General features: G+C 58.0%; 20 protein-coding genes and 4 pseudogenes. 11 read left to right on the top strand and 13 right to left on the bottom strand.

Annotated elements, in window-relative coordinates:
- Positions 1 to 158: 158 nt before the first annotated feature.
- The 7 genes and pseudogenes from PSQ19_RS20085 to PSQ19_RS17710 all read right to left on the bottom strand — a co-directional run bounded on the left by PSQ19_RS20085 (position 159) and on the right by PSQ19_RS17710 (position 5083).
- The gene (locus PSQ19_RS20085; protein ID WP_407649183.1) at positions 159 to 689 is read right to left on the bottom strand and encodes a P-loop NTPase; all 531 of its coding nucleotides are present in this window, start codon (positions 687 to 689) and stop codon (positions 159 to 161) included.
- The gene (locus tag PSQ19_RS20080) at positions 601 to 1233 is read right to left on the bottom strand and encodes a P-loop NTPase (RefSeq protein ID WP_407649033.1); all 633 of its coding nucleotides are present in this window, start codon (positions 1231 to 1233) and stop codon (positions 601 to 603) included. The genes PSQ19_RS20085 and PSQ19_RS20080 overlap by 89 nt, the downstream gene beginning before the upstream one ends.
- A gap of 138 nt (positions 1234 to 1371) precedes the next feature.
- Positions 1372 to 2025, bottom strand: a complete 654-nt coding sequence (gene fsa / locus PSQ19_RS17735; RefSeq protein ID WP_282218833.1) for a fructose-6-phosphate aldolase — start codon at positions 2023 to 2025, stop codon at positions 1372 to 1374.
- A 79-nt stretch (positions 2026 to 2104) separates the two neighbouring features.
- Entirely contained in the window at positions 2105 to 3043 is a 939-nt protein-coding gene (locus PSQ19_RS17730; RefSeq protein ID WP_282218832.1) for an aminotransferase class I/II-fold pyridoxal phosphate-dependent enzyme, read from the bottom strand.
- Positions 3033 to 3290: an aminotransferase class I/II-fold pyridoxal phosphate-dependent enzyme gene (locus PSQ19_RS17725; protein WP_282218831.1), complete on the bottom strand. Its 258-nt coding sequence runs from the start codon at positions 3288 to 3290 to the stop codon at positions 3033 to 3035. The genes PSQ19_RS17730 and PSQ19_RS17725 overlap by 11 nt, the downstream gene beginning before the upstream one ends.
- An 89-nt stretch (positions 3291 to 3379) precedes the next feature.
- Positions 3380 to 4324, bottom strand: a complete 945-nt coding sequence (locus tag PSQ19_RS17720) for an electron transfer flavoprotein subunit alpha/FixB family protein (RefSeq protein WP_282218830.1) — start codon at positions 4322 to 4324, stop codon at positions 3380 to 3382.
- Positions 4324 to 5083 (bottom strand): annotated as a pseudogene (locus PSQ19_RS17710) (electron transfer flavoprotein subunit beta/FixA family protein). The gene PSQ19_RS17720 and the pseudogene PSQ19_RS17710 overlap by 1 nt, the downstream one beginning before the upstream one ends.
- Before the next feature lie 183 nt (positions 5084 to 5266).
- Between PSQ19_RS17710 and PSQ19_RS17705 the strand changes: the two are divergent.
- The 4 genes and pseudogenes from PSQ19_RS17705 (at position 5267) to PSQ19_RS17690 (ending at position 7854) form a co-directional block, all read left to right on the top strand.
- Positions 5267 to 6437: pseudogene (locus PSQ19_RS17705) on the top strand (M20 aminoacylase family protein).
- Positions 6434 to 6862: an AbrB family transcriptional regulator gene (locus PSQ19_RS17700; protein ID WP_282218827.1), complete on the top strand. Its 429-nt coding sequence runs from the start codon at positions 6434 to 6436 to the stop codon at positions 6860 to 6862. Before PSQ19_RS17705 ends, PSQ19_RS17700 begins: the two are co-directional and overlap by 4 nt.
- Positions 6834 to 7505: an AbrB family transcriptional regulator gene (locus tag PSQ19_RS17695; RefSeq protein ID WP_407649031.1), complete on the top strand. Its 672-nt coding sequence runs from the start codon at positions 6834 to 6836 to the stop codon at positions 7503 to 7505. The genes PSQ19_RS17700 and PSQ19_RS17695 overlap by 29 nt, the downstream gene beginning before the upstream one ends.
- 46 nt (positions 7506 to 7551) lie before the next feature.
- Positions 7552 to 7854, top strand: a complete 303-nt coding sequence (locus tag PSQ19_RS17690) for a hypothetical protein (RefSeq protein ID WP_282218825.1) — start codon at positions 7552 to 7554, stop codon at positions 7852 to 7854.
- 77 nt (positions 7855 to 7931) lie between these two features.
- On the opposite strand, the gene PSQ19_RS17685 is transcribed toward PSQ19_RS17690, so the two are convergent.
- From PSQ19_RS17685 to PSQ19_RS17675, 3 genes are all read right to left on the bottom strand, one after another.
- Positions 7932 to 9572 carry an alpha-glucosidase gene (locus tag PSQ19_RS17685; protein WP_282218824.1) on the bottom strand — a complete coding sequence of 547 codons (1641 nt, stop codon included), beginning with the start codon at positions 9570 to 9572 and terminating at the stop codon, positions 7932 to 7934.
- Positions 9573 to 9694: 122 nt separating this feature from the next.
- The gene (locus PSQ19_RS17680) at positions 9695 to 10315 is read right to left on the bottom strand and encodes a glutathione S-transferase family protein (protein WP_282218823.1); all 621 of its coding nucleotides are present in this window, start codon (positions 10313 to 10315) and stop codon (positions 9695 to 9697) included.
- Entirely contained in the window at positions 10312 to 11241 is a 930-nt protein-coding gene (locus PSQ19_RS17675; RefSeq protein ID WP_282218822.1) for a 2-hydroxyacid dehydrogenase, read from the bottom strand. Before PSQ19_RS17675 ends, PSQ19_RS17680 begins: the two co-directional genes overlap by 4 nt.
- Before the next feature lie 181 nt (positions 11242 to 11422).
- Here PSQ19_RS17675 and PSQ19_RS17670 point away from each other — a divergent pair, with 181 nt between their 5' ends.
- Genes PSQ19_RS17670 through PSQ19_RS17650 form a run of 5 tightly spaced genes read left to right on the top strand, consistent with a single transcriptional unit; the run spans position 11423 to position 14621 of the window.
- On the top strand, positions 11423 to 12844 hold the full coding sequence (locus PSQ19_RS17670; protein ID WP_282218821.1) for a circularly permuted type 2 ATP-grasp protein: 1422 nt from the start codon (positions 11423 to 11425) through the stop codon (positions 12842 to 12844).
- Positions 12845 to 12846: 2 nt separating this feature from the next.
- Positions 12847 to 13506 carry an alpha-E domain-containing protein gene (locus PSQ19_RS17665; protein WP_282218820.1) on the top strand — a complete coding sequence of 220 codons (660 nt, stop codon included), beginning with the start codon at positions 12847 to 12849 and terminating at the stop codon, positions 13504 to 13506.
- The gene (locus PSQ19_RS17660) at positions 13427 to 13648 is read left to right on the top strand and encodes an alpha-E domain-containing protein (protein ID WP_282218819.1); all 222 of its coding nucleotides are present in this window, start codon (positions 13427 to 13429) and stop codon (positions 13646 to 13648) included. Before PSQ19_RS17665 ends, PSQ19_RS17660 begins: the two co-directional genes overlap by 80 nt.
- Positions 13587 to 13793, top strand: a complete 207-nt coding sequence (locus PSQ19_RS17655; protein WP_282218818.1) for an alpha-E domain-containing protein — start codon at positions 13587 to 13589, stop codon at positions 13791 to 13793. The genes PSQ19_RS17660 and PSQ19_RS17655 overlap by 62 nt, the downstream gene beginning before the upstream one ends.
- Before the next feature lie 30 nt (positions 13794 to 13823).
- On the top strand, positions 13824 to 14621 hold the full coding sequence (locus tag PSQ19_RS17650) for a transglutaminase family protein (protein ID WP_282218817.1): 798 nt from the start codon (positions 13824 to 13826) through the stop codon (positions 14619 to 14621).
- A gap of 18 nt (positions 14622 to 14639) precedes the next feature.
- Here PSQ19_RS17650 and PSQ19_RS20075 read toward each other — a convergent pair.
- A pseudogene (locus PSQ19_RS20075) lies at positions 14640 to 14819 on the bottom strand (CAP domain-containing protein); the annotation flags it as partial.
- 92 nt (positions 14820 to 14911) lie between these two features.
- Positions 14912 to 15157, bottom strand: a pseudogene (locus PSQ19_RS20070) (CAP domain-containing protein); the annotation flags it as partial.
- Positions 15158 to 15381: 224 nt separating this feature from the next.
- Here PSQ19_RS20070 and PSQ19_RS17640 point away from each other — a divergent pair.
- Positions 15382 to 15816 (top strand): EamA family transporter, encoded by a 435-nt coding sequence (locus PSQ19_RS17640; RefSeq protein ID WP_282218815.1) that lies wholly within the window; start codon positions 15382 to 15384, stop codon positions 15814 to 15816.
- Positions 15817 to 15822: 6 nt separating this feature from the next.
- Here PSQ19_RS17640 and PSQ19_RS17635 read toward each other — a convergent pair whose 3' ends face one another.
- Positions 15823 to 16632, bottom strand: coding sequence for an aminoglycoside phosphotransferase family protein (locus PSQ19_RS17635; RefSeq protein ID WP_282218814.1), 810 nt, complete (start codon positions 16630 to 16632; stop codon positions 15823 to 15825).
- Positions 16633 to 16908: 276 nt separating this feature from the next.
- Between PSQ19_RS17635 and PSQ19_RS17630 the strand changes: the two genes are divergently transcribed.
- A complete protein-coding gene (locus PSQ19_RS17630; RefSeq protein ID WP_282218813.1) occupies positions 16909 to 17082 on the top strand; it encodes a hypothetical protein in 174 nt (57 codons plus the stop codon).

Below are 17082 nucleotides of genomic sequence, written 5' to 3'. Positions count from 1 at the left end.
TCAACGCCAGATCGCAATCTGGCCCGCTGTGGGCGACATCAACAGCGGCACTGCGGCAACGCATCTTGGAGAAGAGCATATCATTTGAGGCCACGGCGCAAGCCCCTACAAGACAGCAGCGGCGGCGATGGGTGCGTCGGGTACAGCAACCATGGCTTTTATGGACGCAGTTTCGGCGTATCGGCGAGGATTTTTGTGGCGATGGCCCGGAACGCCTCGGCCTCTGGGCCAGTAGGATTGGATATCATGACTGGCTGGCCGGTATCAGAGGTCTCCCGAATGGACATGACCAGTGGCACGGCGCCCAGAAAGGCCATTTTTTGAGTTGATGCGGCGGTTTCGGCACCGCCATGGCCAAAAATATCGTAGCGATTGCCGGTATCGGGGGCGATGAAATAGCTCATGTTCTCGACAAGGCCGAGCAGCGGCACACTGAGGCGGCGTAGCATGTCGATGGCTTTTTTGGCATCGATCAGCGCCAGATCCTGTGGGGTGGAGACGATGATGACGCCGTCGACCACCGCCTGCTGGAACAGCGAAATGTGGATGTCGCCGGTGCCGGGCGGCAGATCGACAACCAATATGTCCAGATCGCCCCAATCAGTTTCGCGCAGCAATTGGCGCAGGGCCGATGTGGCCATGGGGCCACGCCAGACCACCGCCTGATCCTGGGTAAGCATGGAACCGATGGAAATTGCCTTGAGACCATAGGCGTCGTGGGGGAAAAATTCCGTCCTCGCGCACTGCGGGCTTGCCTTCCAATCCCAGAAGCTTGGGCAGGGAAGGTCCGTATAGATCGGCGTCCAGAATGCCAACGCGCAAGCCTTCAGCTTGGAGCGCCAGCGCGACATTAACGGCGGTGGTGGACTTGCCGACACCGCCCTTGCCGGATCCGACCGCAATGATTTTTTTGACTCCCGGCACCGGCGATTTGGGTGCAGGACCGGGGCGGCCCTGAGCAGCGGCCTGCCCGGTGGCCGGTGGTTTGGACGAGGTCAGCGACACCATGACCTTGTGATCAGACGCCACGGCTTCTGCCGCGCTCTGGGCGGCAATTCTGGCCGGACCGAACGCTGCCTCCATGCCCGGCGCCACGGCAATAGCAAAAGCCACGGCACTCGTGGTGACGATAATTTCGGACAATCCGGCGTAACCGGACAGTGTCCCACCCCCTGGCACTTCAACGCTCGACAGCGCAGATTTAATGGCGTTGGCAAGTTCGGTATCGGCCATTCAGGTGCTCACTTTTGGCGCGGGGGTTGGAAAGGCCCCTCCCCGGCCTCGCCATAACGAAGAGGTGCGCATTTGGCGGACGCAACACGATCTTGTGCGATCACCAACACCTCTGCATCAATCGGTCAATCAAAAATCCTAGAGGATTGACTGACCTGTGGCTTTCCAGTCCTTGAGGAACCCTTCGATACCGGCGTTGGTCAAAGGATGATCAGCCAGTTTGCGAATAACAGCTGGCGGAATGGTGGCAACGTCAGCGCCAGCCAAAGCGACCTGGGTGACATGGTTGGGTGAACGTATCGAAGCGGCCAGAATTTCGGTTTCGAAATTATAATTGTCGTAAATCTGGCGGATGTTTTCGATCAGTTCGACACCCTCGATATTGATGTCATCCAGACGACCGATAAAGGGCGAAATATAGGTCGCGCCGACCTTGGCGGCGAGCAATGCCTGATTGGCGGCAAAACACAGGGTAACGTTGGTCTTGATATTCTTGCCGGAAAAATATTTGGTTGCCTTCAGACCGTTCAATGTCAGGGGCAGCTTGATGACGACATTATCGGCAATCTTGGCCAGAGTTTCGCCTTCGGCCACCATGCCGTCATATTCGAGCGAGGCTACCTCGGCCGACACCGGCCCCGGGATGATGCCGCAGATTTCCTTGATGACTTCCTTGAAGTCACGACCGGATTTGGCGATCAGCGATGGGTTGGTGGTCACGCCGTCGAGCAGACCGGTCTCGTGCAGTTCCTTGATATCCTTGATTTCAGCCGTGTCGACGAAGAACTTCATCGCTTCCTCCAATATAAATCGTTGCCGTATACGCAGTTAACTCCTGTGTATCACGGTGGGGTCGTGTCGCAATCAGCGATCAGGCCATTGCGGCAATCAGCGCATCTGCAAGATCGCCGGCCCGATCTTCGGGGATGCCGGCGACATTGATGCGGCTATCACCAATCATATAGATGCCATTGGCGGTTTTTAAATGATCAACCGTCGCTTTTGGCAGTCCGAGTAGGGAAAACATGCCACGGTGGGTGGCGATGAAATCGAAATCCTTGGAATTTGAGCGGTTGCGGATGGCGTCGCTCAATGTCTCGCGCAAGGTGATCATGCGATTGCGCATGGCCTCGGGCTCGGTTTCCCACTCGGCGCGCAACGCCGGGTCTTCGAGGATAGTGCGGATGATTTCGGCACCATGATCGGGAGGCTGGGAATAGCTGGAGCGGATGATATTGAGCAGTTGGGACTGGGCAATATCGGCCTGCTTCTCGTCGCGGGCAATCAGGATGGCCGCGCCGATGCGCTCGCGGTAGAGGCCGAAATTTTTGAGCCGGAGAAGGCGATCAATGCTTCGGGCACAGCAGCAACCACCTTGCGGGTGCCATAGGCGTCGGCCTCCAGACCATCGCCAAAACCGAGATAGGCAAGATCTCATGAAGGGTAAAGCTCCGGTGCGGGCCAGACTGGCCGCCACCTGGTCCCATTGGGCGTTGGTCAGGTTGGCCCCGGTCGGGTTATGGCAGCAGCCATGCAGCAGGACGACGTCGTCCTTGCCCAACTTATCGAGCACTGCGAGCATCTGCTCAAACTTCACCCCACGGGTTTCTGCATCAAAATAGGGGTATTTTTCGACCTTGAGCCCGGCATTTTGGGCAATGGGCATGTGATTTGGCCAAGTGGGGTCCGACACGTGGATGGTGGCGCCGGGGCGGGCGCGATTGACCAGTTGCATCAAGACCCAAAGCGAGCCGGTGCCCCCGGGCGCCTGGGCGATCCGCACGCGATCCGATGGAACGTCATCTGCCAAAGTGAGCCTTGAGAACCGCGGCACCAAATGCCTTGTTGCCCGCAATGCCGAGATAGGTCTTGGTCTTGCCATCGGCCAGAATGCGCGCCTCGGCCTTTTTGACCGACGACATGATGGGTGTGACGCCGGTTTCGTCCTTATAGACGCCGACGCCCAGATCAATCTTGTCGGTGCGGGAATCGGCAGCATATTCGCCCATAAGGGCCAATATCTTGTCGCCAGCGGCCTTGGTCAGCGTCTCAAACATGCGTTTTTGTTCCGATTGGAAAGGCGTGATCTTTATAGAAGGCGGTAGAAATATTGCAATTGGTCTGCCATCGAAATCGGGAAGATTGGCTAAGGTTTGATCCCGCGTTGCGCAAGTTCTTCGATCAATGAGGGGATGGCTTCGAACAGGTCTGCGATCAGGACGATATCGGCCAGCTTGACCAAGGGCGCTTCTGGATCGCTATTGATGGCGATGATTTTTTTGGCACCCTGAATGCCGGCCAGATGCTGGAGCGCGCCCGAAATGCCGACGGCGATATAAAGGTCGGGCGCTATTATCTTGCCAGTCTGGCCGACCTGCCAGTCATTGGGTGCATAACCGGCGTCGACCGCTGCGCGTGTGGCCCCGACTCCCGCGCCTATGACCGCGGCAAATTGTTCGACGAGTTTGAAGCCTTCGGCAGAACCGACTGACACGCCACCCCCCACCACTATCCGGGCTGTCGCCAGATCCGGCGTGTCGGCTTGGGTGCGATGGGCGGCGATCATTTTGGCAACGGTGCGGACTGGATCAGTTGGCAGCGGCATGATCATGGCATTGCCGCCATCCCCCATGGGCGAAAAGGCACTGGCGCGTATGGTCAATATCTGGCGCGGTTGGGCCGAGGCGACGGTCTGGATAGCGTTACCGGCATAGATAGGGCGATCAAAACGCCCAGGACCATGGATTGCGATAATATCGGTGATGGGTTGAATATCGAGCTTGGCAGCAAGACGCGGCGCGAGGTCGCGGCCAACGGCGCCCGCCGAAGCAACGATGTGGGAATAATCGGACGCCAATCGGGCGATCACGGGGACAAGCGCCTCGGCAGACTGGGTCACAAAGCCTTGATCCTGACCGACGAGGATGCGGGCAACGCCGCTTAATCGCGCCGCCTCGGCAACAATCTGGTCGACCCCCTCGCCCAGGACCAGCAAATCGACGTCACCAAGGGACGAGACGGCGGCGACGACCCGTGCCGTGGCCGGAGACAATGTGCCTAGATCATGATCGGCAAGAACCAGAACAGTCATCAGTGCGCCTCCGTGCCACTATGCAGGGCGGCGATTTCGTCGGCCAGCGCACCGACATTGTCGACGGTACGGCCGGTGGCGCGCGCGGGCGGCGGAGTGGTTTTTTCAATCGTCACACGGGGCGACAGGTCAACACCGAACTCGTCGGCGCGCCGGACATCCAGCTTTTTCTGACGGGCTTTCATGACCATTGGCAACGCGGCGTTGCGCGGAGTATTCAGGCGCAGATCCGCGGTAACAACAGCAGGCAATGGCATGGCAATGGTGACGCGACCAAAATCGACCTCGCGGCTCACGCTGAGCCTGGCCATCCTCAAGGCGGAGTTCAGAGGCGAACGTTGCCTGCGGCCAATCGAGTAGACCGGCGAGCATTTGTCCGACGTGATTGCTATCATCATCGACCGCCTGTTTGCCCAAAAGTACAAGGTCGGGCTGTTCCTCAGACACGATTGCTGCGAGTAGTTTGGCAATCGACAGCGTTTCAAGATCAGCCTCGGTTTCAACCAATATGCCGCGATGCGCGCCCATGGCGAGCGCCGTCAAGATAACGTCGGTGGCCGGTTTTGGGCCAATTGAGACAACGGTAATCTCGTCGGTTTGTCCCGCTTCGCCAAGTTGGACTGCCGCTTCCACCGCGTGCTTACAGAACGGGTTCATCGACATGCGCACGCCGCTGGTTTCAACGCCCGAGCCATCTGGACGAACACGAATGCGCACATTGTGGTCTACCACGCGCTTGACAGCGACAAGGATTTTCATGGGCCAGCCATCTCCGAAATGAATGGCTGTGTCTTTACAAATCCCCGACTAGAGGACAAGGCGCGGAAGAAAAAATTCGCCCATGAGAATGGGGCTTTGTTAGAAAACCCTGCCGCTGCGTAGTTGACGAGAGCAGCTGGTACAGCGACATTGGCATACCATTTGTCGATCCCCGGAACTTGTATGCCCGTTTTGAACCGTATTGCAGATTTTCACGCCGAAATCGCTGGCTGGCGCCAGGATTTCCATGCGCACCCTGAATTGCTGTTTGACGTGCATCGCACCGCCGGTCGGGTCGAGCAATTGTTGAAATCCTTCGGCTGTGACGAGGTGATAACCGGATTGGGGCGAACCGGGGTTGTCGGCATCATCAATGGCCGGCAAAGCAATAGTGGGCGCACTATCGGGCTGCGCGCCGACATGGATGCGCTGCCGATATTGGAAAAGACAGGCAAGGCCTACGCAAGCACGTCGGCGGGTAAAATGCATGCCTGCGGGCATGACGGGCACACAGCCATGTTGCTGGGCGCCACCAAATATCTGGCGGAAACGCGCAATTTTGACGGTCGAGATCGCGGTGATCTTCCAACCGGCAGAAGAAGGCGGCGGCGGCGGACGGGAGATGGTACAGGACGGGCTGATGGAAAAGTTCGACATTTCCGAAGTATTCGGCATGCACAACATGCCGGGTATTCCGCTTGGCCAGTTCGCGATTCGTGAGGGCGGCATCATGGCGGCGACCGACGAGTTCTTGATCGACATTACCGGGGTTGGCGGGCATGCGGCCCGACCGCACGCCACCATTGATCCAATTGTCGTTGCGGCCCATTTGATCGTTGCGCTGCAAACCTTTGTATCGCGCAATATTGACCCGATGCGTCAGGCGGTGCTGTCGGTGACCGTCATGGAGGCGGGCGGGGCTTATAATGTCATTCCTCGCGAGGCGCGCCTGAAAGGCACGATCCGTACGCTTGATCCACAGGTGCGCAAGTTCATGGAAGAGCGGCTCAGGGCCTTTGTGCCCGAATTTGTCGCCAGTTTTGGCGCCACGGCGAGCGTTGGATACCGGCATGGCTATCCAGTGACGGTCAATGCGCCGGCCCAGACCGAGTTCGCCGCGCGCGTTGCGGTCGATGTGGTCGGTGAGGATCGGGTCGAGAACAATGTGGATGCGTCGATGGGTGGCGAGGATTTTGCCTATATGCTCGAAGCGCGGCCAGGTGCCTATATTTTCATCGGCAATGGTGCTTCGGCTGAATTGCATACCGACGATTATGATTTTAACGATGAGAGCCTGACGGTCGGCGCCAGTTATTGGGTGCGCCTGGCGGAGAAAGCGCTGCCCGCGACATGAGCGCCCTGCCCGCGCGCTGGCGTGCAATCGCGTGGATTTTTGCGACATTTCTGATTTCTGCTGCGGGCGGTTTTATTGCCAGCGCGCTAGGAATTCCTGCGGGCTGGCTGATGGGCGGCGCCGTCAGCGTCAGCGTCGCGGCAATGATGGGCGTGCCGGTGCAACTGCCAAAATGGCTGCGGGACGTTGCCTTTGTACTGGTGGGGCTGTCGATGGGCGCCACGGTGCCATCGGACACGCTATCATTGATTTCTCACTGGCCCATAACACTTGCAGCGCTTGCGATTGAACTGGTCTTGATCATCACGATTACCGGCTGGATTTTGGCACGCTTTTTCAAAGCTCGATACAGGCACCGCCTATCTGAGTTCGTTTCCCGGACATTTGTCCTTCATCATGGGCATTGCCTCGGCCGGGGTCGGTGATTCTCGCCAAATTGCCATTATACAGGTCATCCGGATCCTGATTTTGACCATTTGCGTGCCGATCGGGGCCCTGTTTCTGCCACCGGTGACAAAATTTGCGTCGGCGGGACCAGCTGATATTGTGCCCGTGAGCACCTTGCTGGCACTCGCCGTCGTCTGCGCATTGGTGGGGTTCGGCTTTGTGCGCCTCAGAGTTCCGGCTGGGTTCGTGCTGGGATCGATGGCGGTCTCGACCAGCGCCAAACTTGCAGGCTGGTTTGAGGGTGCGCTGCCCTCCCCGCTGGTAATTTTCACGCTTATCATGGTGGGCACGCTGATCGGCTCGCGCTTTGCCGGGATTTCGCGCGCCGAGATCGTCCGTGCAGCCTTTGGCGGGATCGTGGCGACAATGGCGACTGTGGGCATTGTCACTGTCGTGGCATTCACCGCCAGCCTCATTGTGGATATGCCGTTTGCGCAGATATGGCTTGGCCTGTCTCCGGGCGCGCTGGAGGGCATGGGCGCACTCGGCGTGGCGCTGGGCTATGACACAGCGTTTATTGGCGCTCACCATGTCATTCGCCTATTATTGCTGAGCTTTGTCATTCCGGCTGTGGTGCTGTTGATCCGGCAGCGCGAGAGCCGTCGGCGCTCTCAAGCCTAAGTCCGCCACAATCATTGGCAATATGATGGCAGATTGGAGATTCAAGATGATAGTCAAACCATTGATGCCAGCCCTTCTGGTGCTGGCAATGTTTAGTGTTCCTGCGATGGCCACGCCATTTTGCACCGATGATCGCGGCGGCGTCAGCATTACATTTGGCGTCGGCGGGCCGCGCTCCTCAAGCGAGTTCGACCAGAACCAGCTTGATCTTATGCAACTGCGGCGCATGGGGGTCGATGCCACCAGCGTTGAGCGCTGGAACGGCTGCCTGCGTGCCTTTGTCAGAAACCCCGGCGGCGGTGAGACCATGGAATATTATGATCCCAATACGTTTCGCCAAGTGTTTTAGCGGGAACCTGCACCCCGACCAAATTGCTACGCGAGCCGATTGGTTCGCGTAGCTACGATTTCTGCCAGGTCCAGTGATCAGGCGAATTGCACCGAAATCGTTTCTGCAGCGGGGGTTTCGATAAAGCCAAAACCGTTGGCGCCCAGCGTCAATATTTGATCCTTGAGGGTCGCGCGTCGGGAAACCGGATCAGGTTCGATGGCGTTATCCAGGCCACCAAGCGTAAGGTCCAGACTTTGGGCGGACAGGTTGAACAGGCAGATTATTGCGGTGTCGCCAATGGTGCGGCGAAAGGCCAGCACGGGCTCGGCGGTATCAAAAAATTCGATGTCACCGGTCACCAAAGCGGGTTGCCGTCGCCGCCAGGCGAGAATCTGGCGATAGAAGTTGAGCATCGATGCCGGGTCCTGGCTCTGTGCCGCGACGCTTAACAGGGCGTGGTTTGCCTTGACTGGCAGCCAGGGCTTGCCGGTGGTAAAGCCATTTGGTGCGTCGCCTTTTTCCCAGGGCATTGGCGTGCGGCAGCCATCCCGTCCCTTGTATTCGGGCCAGAAACGAATACCCGGCGGGTCGGTCAATTCCTCGAAATTTATGTCTGCCTCGGGCAGGCCAAGCTCCTCACCCTGGTAGAGGCACACCGAGCCCTTGAGCGACATCAACAGGGCCGCGGCCTGCTGACCCAATTCAACAGGATGTTGGCTGAACGGCGCCCAGCGGGTGATGTGGCGGCGGACATCGTGATTGGAAAAACTCCAGCAGGGCCAACCATCGCCGCTGGCATTGAAAAATGATTCAATGCGCGTGCGGAAATGGCTGGCAGTATATTCCTCGCCTAAAAATTCGAACGAATAGCACATGTGCAGCTTGTCGCCGCCCGAGGTATATTCGGCCATCAATTCGACCGCCTGGTGGCTGTCACCAACTTCGCCCACCGACGTGGTGCCGGGAAACTCGTCGAGCAAGGCGCGGACGCGGGTCAGGAACACGACATTTTCGGGGCGGCTCTTGGAATAGACATGCTCCTGCATGTCGTAAGGATTTACTGCATAGGGCAAATGTTCAGGACGGCGCGCCGGCGGGTTGGAGCGCAGCATTTCGTCGTGGAAGAAATAATTGACCGTATCAAAGCGGAAGCCGTCAATGCCGCGCTCCAACCAGAAACGCATGACGTCGAGCACGGCGTCCTGAACAGCGGGATTGTGAAAATTCAAGTCCGGCTGGGCGGCAAGAAAGTTGTGCATGTAATATTGGCGACGAGTCGAATTCCATTCCCAGGCGCGACCCCCGAACACTGATGGCCAGTTGTTGGGCGGTGAACCATCTTCAAGGGGATCGGCCCAAATGTACCAGTCGGCACGCGCATTCGTGCGACTAAGCTTGCTCTCGGTAAACCAGGGATGGTGGTCAGAGGAGTGGCTGAGCACCTGATCAACGATGACCTTGAGGCCCAGCGAATGGGCGCGGGCGATCAGGGAGTCAAAATCTTCAATAGAGCCAAAAAGCCTGTCGATATCGGTATAATTGGAGACATCGTAGCCCATGTCTGCCTGAGGACTTTCAAAGATCGGGGAGAGCCATAGGCAGTCAACGCCAAGGCTGGCGATGTGATCCAGGCGGCTCATGATACCGGGCAGATCGCCAACGCCGTCGCCATCGCTATCCTGGAACGAGCGGGGATAGACCTGATAGATTACCCCGCCCCGCCACCATTCCTGCATCTTGTCGCTCCAATTGTTTGGGGTTGTCCGTGCAGCCAGCTAGCGCGAAATAGCGCGCGTTTCCAGCCTCACCCCCGGATGGGTGTCATGCACCTGTGCCATGGCGGGGCTGAAAATTTCCGCTAGCCGAGGGCGCTCGCCGAAAATGCCTCGGTAGCGTTGGCGCGGGCCGATAGAGCCGCAAGTCGGCAATAGCTGGTCTTCATATCGATGGTTTTTATGGTGCCAGCGAAATCATGGATGGTGACTGCAGCAATATCGGCGCCATTGGGCTTATCGCCACCAAACCAGCCGTCAGTAGGGGTTTTGGCCTCGAGCGCCGCGAGACCACCTAGAACCTGGCGTTCCATGCGATCGCGCCACTCAGGCCATTGCAATTGAGCGGGCCTTCGTTCTGTTTCGTAGACATAGGCGACGGCTTTTTCGCCCGTAGCACCGGCCAATGCCATTAGCTGCTGGCATTGGAGGCGTGGTCCCGCGGCAGCCGGGATCAATCGGTTTTCGGGCGCGGCGGTGTCCTCGAGATAATCGATTATGGCACCGGATTCGATCAAATGGTCGCCATTTTCGAGCGTCAGCGCCGGGACGCGCCCCAATGGGTTGATCGTCTTGAAGGATTCAAAATCCGCGCCGAACACGCCGACTTCACGGCGTTCGAATGCGCGGCCCTGCAGCGCCAACCAAAGGGCGATCCGGCGAACGAACGGCGAGCGGCGACCGCCATAGAGGACTAGAGCGCTCATATGACAGCACTCAGCAGCGGCTCACCGGCGAAGTGAGCATCGAGATTGGCAACGACCATTGCGCCCATCGCGTCGCGGGTCTGGTGGGTGGCGCTGCCCTGATGCGGCGACAACACAACATTGTCCAGCCCATATAATTGCTCGGGTACATTGGGTTCATCCTCAAACACATCGAGCGCGGCGCCTGCCAGCTGGCCATTGGCCAGCATTTCAACCATGGCCGCTTCATCGATCAAGGTGCCGCGGGCAACATTGACCAAATAGGCTTTTGGCCCGAGCGCCTCGAGCACCTGACGCGACACAATGCCCCTGGTGCCCTTGCCACCGGGGGCGATGACAACGAGCCAATCGCAGTCCCGCGCCATATCGGTGAGATTATCGTAGTAGACGTAGGGCTCGTTTTCCTGATGGGTGCGACCAAAGTAAACCACACGCATTTTCATGGCCTGTGCGCGCACGGCGATTTCCTTGCCGATGCGACCAAGACCGAGAATGCCAACCGTCTTGCCGGTCAGTTCGCTGAACAGACCGAAATTGGCCTGCGGCCATTTGCCTGCCCGCACATATTGGTCGGCCTGTGGCAGGCGGCGTGCCAGCGCGATCATCAGGCCGATGGTCATTTCAGCCATGGCATCATTGAGCACATTGGGCGTGTTGGTGACGCGGATATTGCGCGCTTTGGCGGCAACCGCATCGATTGTGTCGTAACCAACGCCAAAATTGGCGATGAGTTCAAGCTTGGGCAACTTGTCCATCAGGGTGGCGCTGACACTGCCCCCGGCGATGGCCCGCAGCGACGGCGCCAAGCGGGTCAGCAGCGCCTCGGGATCGGCGGCTTCGTGCAATTTGTGCACTTGATAGCGTTCGGCGAGCGCCGTCTCGCAACCAGCGTGCAAAGGATGGGTCTGCAAGATTTCGGTGGGCATGGCGGTCTCGTTGATATGAATCAGGCGGTGGGGTGAACGATTGATAGCTGCCCATTGCCGCCAAGTCGACACACTCCGACCCGTTGGTGTGACAAATTCGGTTTCGAGCCGCTGGACGCGGGCGCGCAAATGTGTAGCAATGGCAGGGTGATGGGACGAGCCGTAACACCAGTGGAGCACAATGGGCGACACAACGCCGTTCGATGAAATGTATAATGCGGATGGATCGGTCCGCGAGCCCTATAGCGCCCTGGCCCAATGGCTGGATGAGCAGCCTGACAAGGGCTTGAGCCTTATGTCCGCCGACGCGGAGGCAATTTTTCGACGTCTGGGGATTACCTTTGCGGTTTATGGCTCGGACGAAGGCAACGAGAAACTTATTCCGTTCGACGTCATCCCGCGCATAATTTCAGCAATGGAGTGGCGGCGGCTGTCGCGGGGTATCGAGCAACGGGTTCGGGCGCTCAACGCGTTTCTTTATGACATTTATCACCGTCAGGAGATTTTGCGGGCGGGCCGCATTCCCGAAAAACTGATCCTGCAAAATTCCGCTTTCTGCCCTGAAATGATGGGACTTGAGCCCGCCAAGGGAGTTTATGCGCATATTATCGGTGTCGATATTGTTCGCACCGGCCCCGACGAGTTCTACGTTCTTGAAGACAATTTGCGCACGCCCTCGGGCGTCTCCTACATGCTCGAGGATCGTGAAGCGATGATGCAATTGGCGCCGGATCTATTCCAGCGCTGCAAAGTTGCGCCAGTTGAAACCTATCCTGAAAATTTGCGTCGGACGCTGGAAAGCGTCGCACCGCATAACACCAGTGGCGCGCCAACGATCGCGGTTTTGACTCCGGGCATCTACAATTCGGCCTATTTCGAACATTCGTTTCTGGCCGATCAGATGGGCGCGCAACTCTGCGAGGGGCCGGACCTGTTTGTCGATGGCGGGCGGGTCTATATGCGCACCACGACCGGACCCGAGCGGGTCGATGTAATCTATCGCCGGATCGACGACGATTATCTGGACCCGCTGACTTTTCGTTCCGATTCCATGCTGGGGGTCCCGGGCCTGTTTGATGCCTATCGATCTGGCAATGTGACGCTGGTCAATGCTCCGGGCACCGGTATTGCCGATGATAAGGCAGTCTACACCTATGTGCCAGAAATCGTTGAATTTTATCTGGGCGAGAAGACATTGCTCAACAATGTGCCGACGCACAATTGCGTCGATAGTGACGAGCGGGCATGGGTGTTTGACAATTTGCAGGATCTGGTGGTCAAGGAGGTGCATGGCTCAGGCGGCTACGGCATGCTGATTGGTCCCACTTCGAGCAAGGCGTTGCGCGAGGAATTCAAGAAACGGATCGAGGCGCGGCCGGACAATTATATCGTGCAACCAACCTTGGCACTGTCGACCTGCCCGACATTTGTGCGTTCGGGGATTGCGCCTCGCCATGTTGATCTGCGGCCCTATGTATTGATTGGCGACGAGGTGCGGATAACACCTGGTGGTCTGACACGGGTTGCCCTCAAGAAAGGCTCGCTGGTGGTCAATTCCAGCCAGGGCGGCGGCACCAAAGATACCTGGGTGCTAGAGGAATGAGAATGTTGGGGCGGACGGCACAGCATCTGTTCTGGCTCAGCCGCTATGTCGAGCGCGCCGAAAACATGGCCAGATTGCTCGATGTCGGCTACCGCATGAGCCTGACAGCACGCCGTGAAGGCGGTGCCAGCGAGCACATGCTCTCGATGATGCAGGCGGCCGAAGTCGACGAGGCCTTTGCGGAGAAATATGAGCAGGCCGATCTCGATAGCGTTGTTTATTTCATGATGTTTGAGCCGGACAATCCGTCCTCGGTTCATTCGTGCCTATTGGCGGCACGCACCAATGCGCGTTCGGTCAGAACAGCGATTACGCTCGACATGTGGGAAAGCCTAAATAGTGCGTGGCTGACCTTTTCGCAGATCAAGCCGCGCGATGTGAAGGGGGCCAAATTGCTCGGCGTGCTGCAATGGGTCAAGCAATTGAGCCACGAGTTCCGCGGCGCACTGTTGGGCACGAAACTGCGCGACGATGGCTATTGCTTCAGCCAGGTTGGCAATTTCATCGAGCGGGCTGACAATACAGCGCGCATTCTGGACATGAAATATTATGTGCTACTGCCGCGTGCCAAGATGATCGGCGGTGAGCCTCGATATTCAGCAATGGACGCTGATCTTGCGGGCGGCTTCGGCCCATCGCAGTTATCGTCACGTTTATCATGATCGCTACAAGGCCCATAATATTGCTGATTTTCTGATCCTGCGGCCGGAAATGCCGCGCTCGCTGAGCCTATTGCGCCCAGATGATCGAGGAGACACTGGCTGGACTAACCAAGATGTACGGGGTCAAACAGGAATGCCATGAGGCGGCGGCGCGATTGTCAGCAATGGTGGCGGGCAACACTATGGACAAGATTTTTGCCGACGGTCTGCACGATTTCCTGACGGAATTTCTGGCGCGTAACTATCGGGTGACCGAGACGCTGTCCGACAGCTATAATTTTTACTAGGGCCAGGACAAAGACACAGAGCCATGCGAATTGCCATCCGCCACGAGCCTGTCAATTACCCCGCCTGAGGGGTCGACCAATGCGGTGATGCATTTGCTGCTGACACCGCAAAGCGGACCAACACAAACCGTTGAAAGCTGGAGTGTTTCGACCACAGGCATCGGCAATGCCGCCCGGTTTTCCGACGCATTTGGCAACACCGTGCATCTGGTAAACCAGGCGCGACCCGAGGGTGACTGGGTGGTTAGCGTTACCGGAGTGGTCAACACTATCGACCGCCATGGCGTGCTGGGTCGGCCCAGCGGCGAGCCGGTGCCGGCAATTTACAAACGCAGTACGGGGCTGACCAAGTCGCCGGTTACAATGTGGTCCAAATTTCGCGGATCAGGCGAGAGCCGGTTGGACATATTGCACGGACTGATGGCGCGCGTCGGCGAAGTGCTGGGCGATGGCAATGGGGGACAGGCCCAAAGCCAAGGCGTTGACGGGCAGAGCCAATCTCAGGTCAGTGAGGCGGTCGCCGCCAGTGCCCATGATTTGACACACAGTTTTATAGGCGCGGCGCGGGCGCTCGACATCCCGGCTCGGTTTGTCACCGGCTATGTAGCGGCATCGGATGACAATGAAGCCGATTTTCATGCTTGGGCCGAAGCCTATGACGATGATTTGGGCTGGATTGGCTTTGACTGCCTGCTGCAAATGTGTCCGTCAGAACGCCATGTGCGGTTGGCGGCGGGGCTCGATGCGATTTCAACCCAACCCTTGCGGGGTGCGCCTGACGGCGACAGCATGACACTGCGCAAGGTCAGCGTCGAGATGGTGCCTTAGGGTGAACCGGGCGGTCTGCTATTGCAGCCAGGCGGCAAACGGGCCACCGGCGATCATTGCCCAGTAGAGGCCGTAGCGGCTTTTTGTGCCATTGTTGACACGGGCAACAGCCAAACCAAATTCAACAAATTTCGGACTGAGCAGGGTTGAGCGATGCCCGTTCGAGCCCATCCAGCCATCGATGGCCTGTTCGAGATTTTTTTGCCCCCCGCCAGATTTTCGCCGACGGCACCATAATAGCCGGCGTTTGTTACGCGTTGGCGCAGGGTCACGCCCAGATCGTGGCTGAGCTTGTCTTTGGCCGCCATCAGATTGGCCTGCGCGCGGGCGGCTGCTTCAAGCTGGGGGTTATAAGACCAAGCGGGTCGACCATTGGCCTTTCGCACCGCATTGATGGCGGCCAGTATCTGCTTGCGAGTCAGGGATTCTGGGCGATTATCGCCTGCCGGAATGGTTTTGGGGATTACACCCGCACAGGCGCTTAGCGTCCCGGCACTGGCAAGCACGATGAAGGCACGGCGCGACAAAACAAGCATAGAGCAATCCAATAGAAACAAGCCGGATTGCCCGGCGATCATGTTCAATTCGGGCTGACACCAACCAATGACCAGCATAAGGCCACCGCGAATTATTTGAAATCGCAATTCGGCGCCGTAGGCGATATCTTGCCGTCCTGGGGATGAGGCATCAAGCACTTTGTCCTGGACTATACCGGCGCCGTGACGATTTTCATGGCGAGGAGCAAAATGGACACCGCAGCATGAGAGCAGTTTTCAATAGTTGGCAGTTTTGGGCGTTGCTTTCGGCAGGGTTTGCAGCGCTTACGGCGATATTTGCCAAAATCGGCATCACCAATATCAATTCCGATTTTGCCACGCTGATCCGAACGGTGGTGATCCTTTTAGTGCTGGCCGCCATCGTTGGCACAACCGGGCAGTTTCAGCCGCTCGACAGCATCGCCAGCAAGACCTGGCTGTTTCTGGTGCTGTCAGGGCTTGCAACCGGCGCGTCCTGGCTTGCCTATTTCCGGGCACTCAAAATCGGGCAAGCGGCCCAGGTGGCGCCGGTCGACAAGCTGAGCGTGGTGTTGGTTGCCGTGTTTGGCGTCATGTTTCTGGGCGAAAAACTCAGCCTGCCGAACTGGCTGGGGGTCGCCTTGATCATGAGTGGCGCGGTTCTGGTGGCTTGGCGCTAGGCGGGTTCAGGCTTGATCATAGGCGCTAAGCAAATGCGGCAATACTGCCAAGTCCATGGTGATTGGCTTGTCCGCCGCCATATTCCAACACGCAGAAAGCGCCGAGTGGGCGGCCGCGAATCCCAACACCCGCTTGCGATTGAACCCGAGACGGGCAGAAAACGCATCAGCAAGGTCGGCAACGCGGCGCGGGTCGGCGGCAAGTTTTTGCATGTCGGCTGGATTTCGGAACATGTTGGCCACTTCGTAGGCCGGATCGCCCAGGAGACCCTTGGGGTCTATTGCAAGCCAACCACGCGAAGAGGAAAGAACATTGTCATGGTGCAAATCGCCATGCAGCGGCACCTGGGCAGCCGGTTTATCAAAGAGTTTTAGCGCAACGCCGGTAGCACGCGCATAAAGGTCACGCGCCGTATGGGGCCAATCGCGTGCTTCCGCCTCAAAAAGAGCGGTAAAACGTTGGCGCAACGGGATGAGTTCGGGGGGCGGCGTATCACGGGCTCGGTGTAGTTGGGCGATTATGGTGCACAGGGCAACCGTGCTTTCTGCGTCCCGCCCTGCCCGCACCGGCTCGGCCAGCGTGTCGCCATCGAGCCATTCCATGAAACTGGTGTCGCCGTGGGTATCAAAAATGGCAGCGGCGCCGTTGCCACCATACCAATTCATCAACGCCGCGCCACGTCGTTCATCATCACCGATGCCGGGCTTGAGGATTTTGAGCGCGGCGAAATTGCGGCCGTTTTGTTCAACCTTGAATATCCAGCTGGTTGCCGTTTCGGCAACCGGGGTCGAGCGGGTCAGTGACCAGCGGATCATGGCGCGACTCAGGGCGGTCTCGGCGGGTGATTGGTTCATCATTCAGACATTAAAGCAGAAACGGGGGTTTGGTTCGATATGGCAGCGGCAAATGCGGTGACTGGTTCAGCATGACGGTGGAAAGTTACTGGCGGGTAACTATTGGTTAGCCTTAACGCTTGGCGAAGGGCTAACCGTGTTGTTTGCCAATCTTGTCGCACGAACGCTTCGTAAACAATCGCCATGGCACCCTTAGGGCGACGCAAAGACAGCGCCCGACATCTGGAGGGACTGACAATGGCCGATATAGACGCCCAAACCGAAACGCACGGTGGTACACCAGACGACGCCGCAGCCAACGCGCGGCGGGTGCCGATTCTATCGCAACTTTTCAACGGCGTGGCCGGGCTTTTGACCCTATTGATCGGCGGCATCGTTGTGCTGATCGTCGTGTTATGGAAAGCACCCTAG

It is taken from the genome of Devosia algicola (assembly GCF_028816455.1).
Lineage (GTDB): Bacteria > Pseudomonadota > Alphaproteobacteria > Rhizobiales > Devosiaceae > Devosia > Devosia algicola.
The sequence above is the reverse complement of the archived record's forward strand: the minus strand, read 5'-3'. Positions and strand labels throughout refer to the sequence as shown.

Excerpts from the sequence above, each read along its gene's own strand:
- PSQ19_RS20080 (WP_407649033.1), bottom strand. The coding sequence starts at position 1,233 with ATGGCCGATACCGAACTTGCCAACGCCATTAAATCTGCGCTGTCGAGC.
- fsa (WP_282218833.1), bottom strand. The coding sequence starts at position 2,025 with ATGAAGTTCTTCGTCGACACGGCTGAAATCAAGGATATCAAGGAACTG.
- PSQ19_RS17725 (WP_282218831.1), bottom strand. The coding sequence starts at position 3,290 with ATGTTTGAGACGCTGACCAAGGCCGCTGGCGACAAGATATTGGCCCTT.
- PSQ19_RS17720 (WP_282218830.1), bottom strand. The coding sequence starts at position 4,324 with ATGACTGTTCTGGTTCTTGCCGATCATGATCTAGGCACATTGTCTCCG.
- PSQ19_RS17700 (WP_282218827.1), top strand. The coding sequence starts at position 6,434 with ATGAGCGCCCTGCCCGCGCGCTGGCGTGCAATCGCGTGGATTTTTGCG.
- PSQ19_RS17695 (WP_407649031.1), top strand. The coding sequence starts at position 6,834 with ATGGGCATTGCCTCGGCCGGGGTCGGTGATTCTCGCCAAATTGCCATT.
- PSQ19_RS17690 (WP_282218825.1), top strand. The coding sequence starts at position 7,552 with ATGATAGTCAAACCATTGATGCCAGCCCTTCTGGTGCTGGCAATGTTT.
- PSQ19_RS17685 (WP_282218824.1), bottom strand. The coding sequence starts at position 9,572 with ATGCAGGAATGGTGGCGGGGCGGGGTAATCTATCAGGTCTATCCCCGC.
- PSQ19_RS17680 (WP_282218823.1), bottom strand. The coding sequence starts at position 10,315 with ATGAGCGCTCTAGTCCTCTATGGCGGTCGCCGCTCGCCGTTCGTTCGC.
- PSQ19_RS17675 (WP_282218822.1), bottom strand. The coding sequence starts at position 11,241 with ATGCCCACCGAAATCTTGCAGACCCATCCTTTGCACGCTGGTTGCGAG.
- PSQ19_RS17670 (WP_282218821.1), top strand. The coding sequence starts at position 11,423 with ATGGGCGACACAACGCCGTTCGATGAAATGTATAATGCGGATGGATCG.
- PSQ19_RS17665 (WP_282218820.1), top strand. The coding sequence starts at position 12,847 with ATGTTGGGGCGGACGGCACAGCATCTGTTCTGGCTCAGCCGCTATGTC.
- PSQ19_RS17655 (WP_282218818.1), top strand. The coding sequence starts at position 13,587 with ATGATCGAGGAGACACTGGCTGGACTAACCAAGATGTACGGGGTCAAA.
- PSQ19_RS17640 (WP_282218815.1), top strand. The coding sequence starts at position 15,382 with ATGAGAGCAGTTTTCAATAGTTGGCAGTTTTGGGCGTTGCTTTCGGCA.
- PSQ19_RS17635 (WP_282218814.1), bottom strand. The coding sequence starts at position 16,632 with ATGATCCGCTGGTCACTGACCCGCTCGACCCCGGTTGCCGAAACGGCA.
- PSQ19_RS17630 (WP_282218813.1), top strand. The coding sequence starts at position 16,909 with ATGGCCGATATAGACGCCCAAACCGAAACGCACGGTGGTACACCAGAC.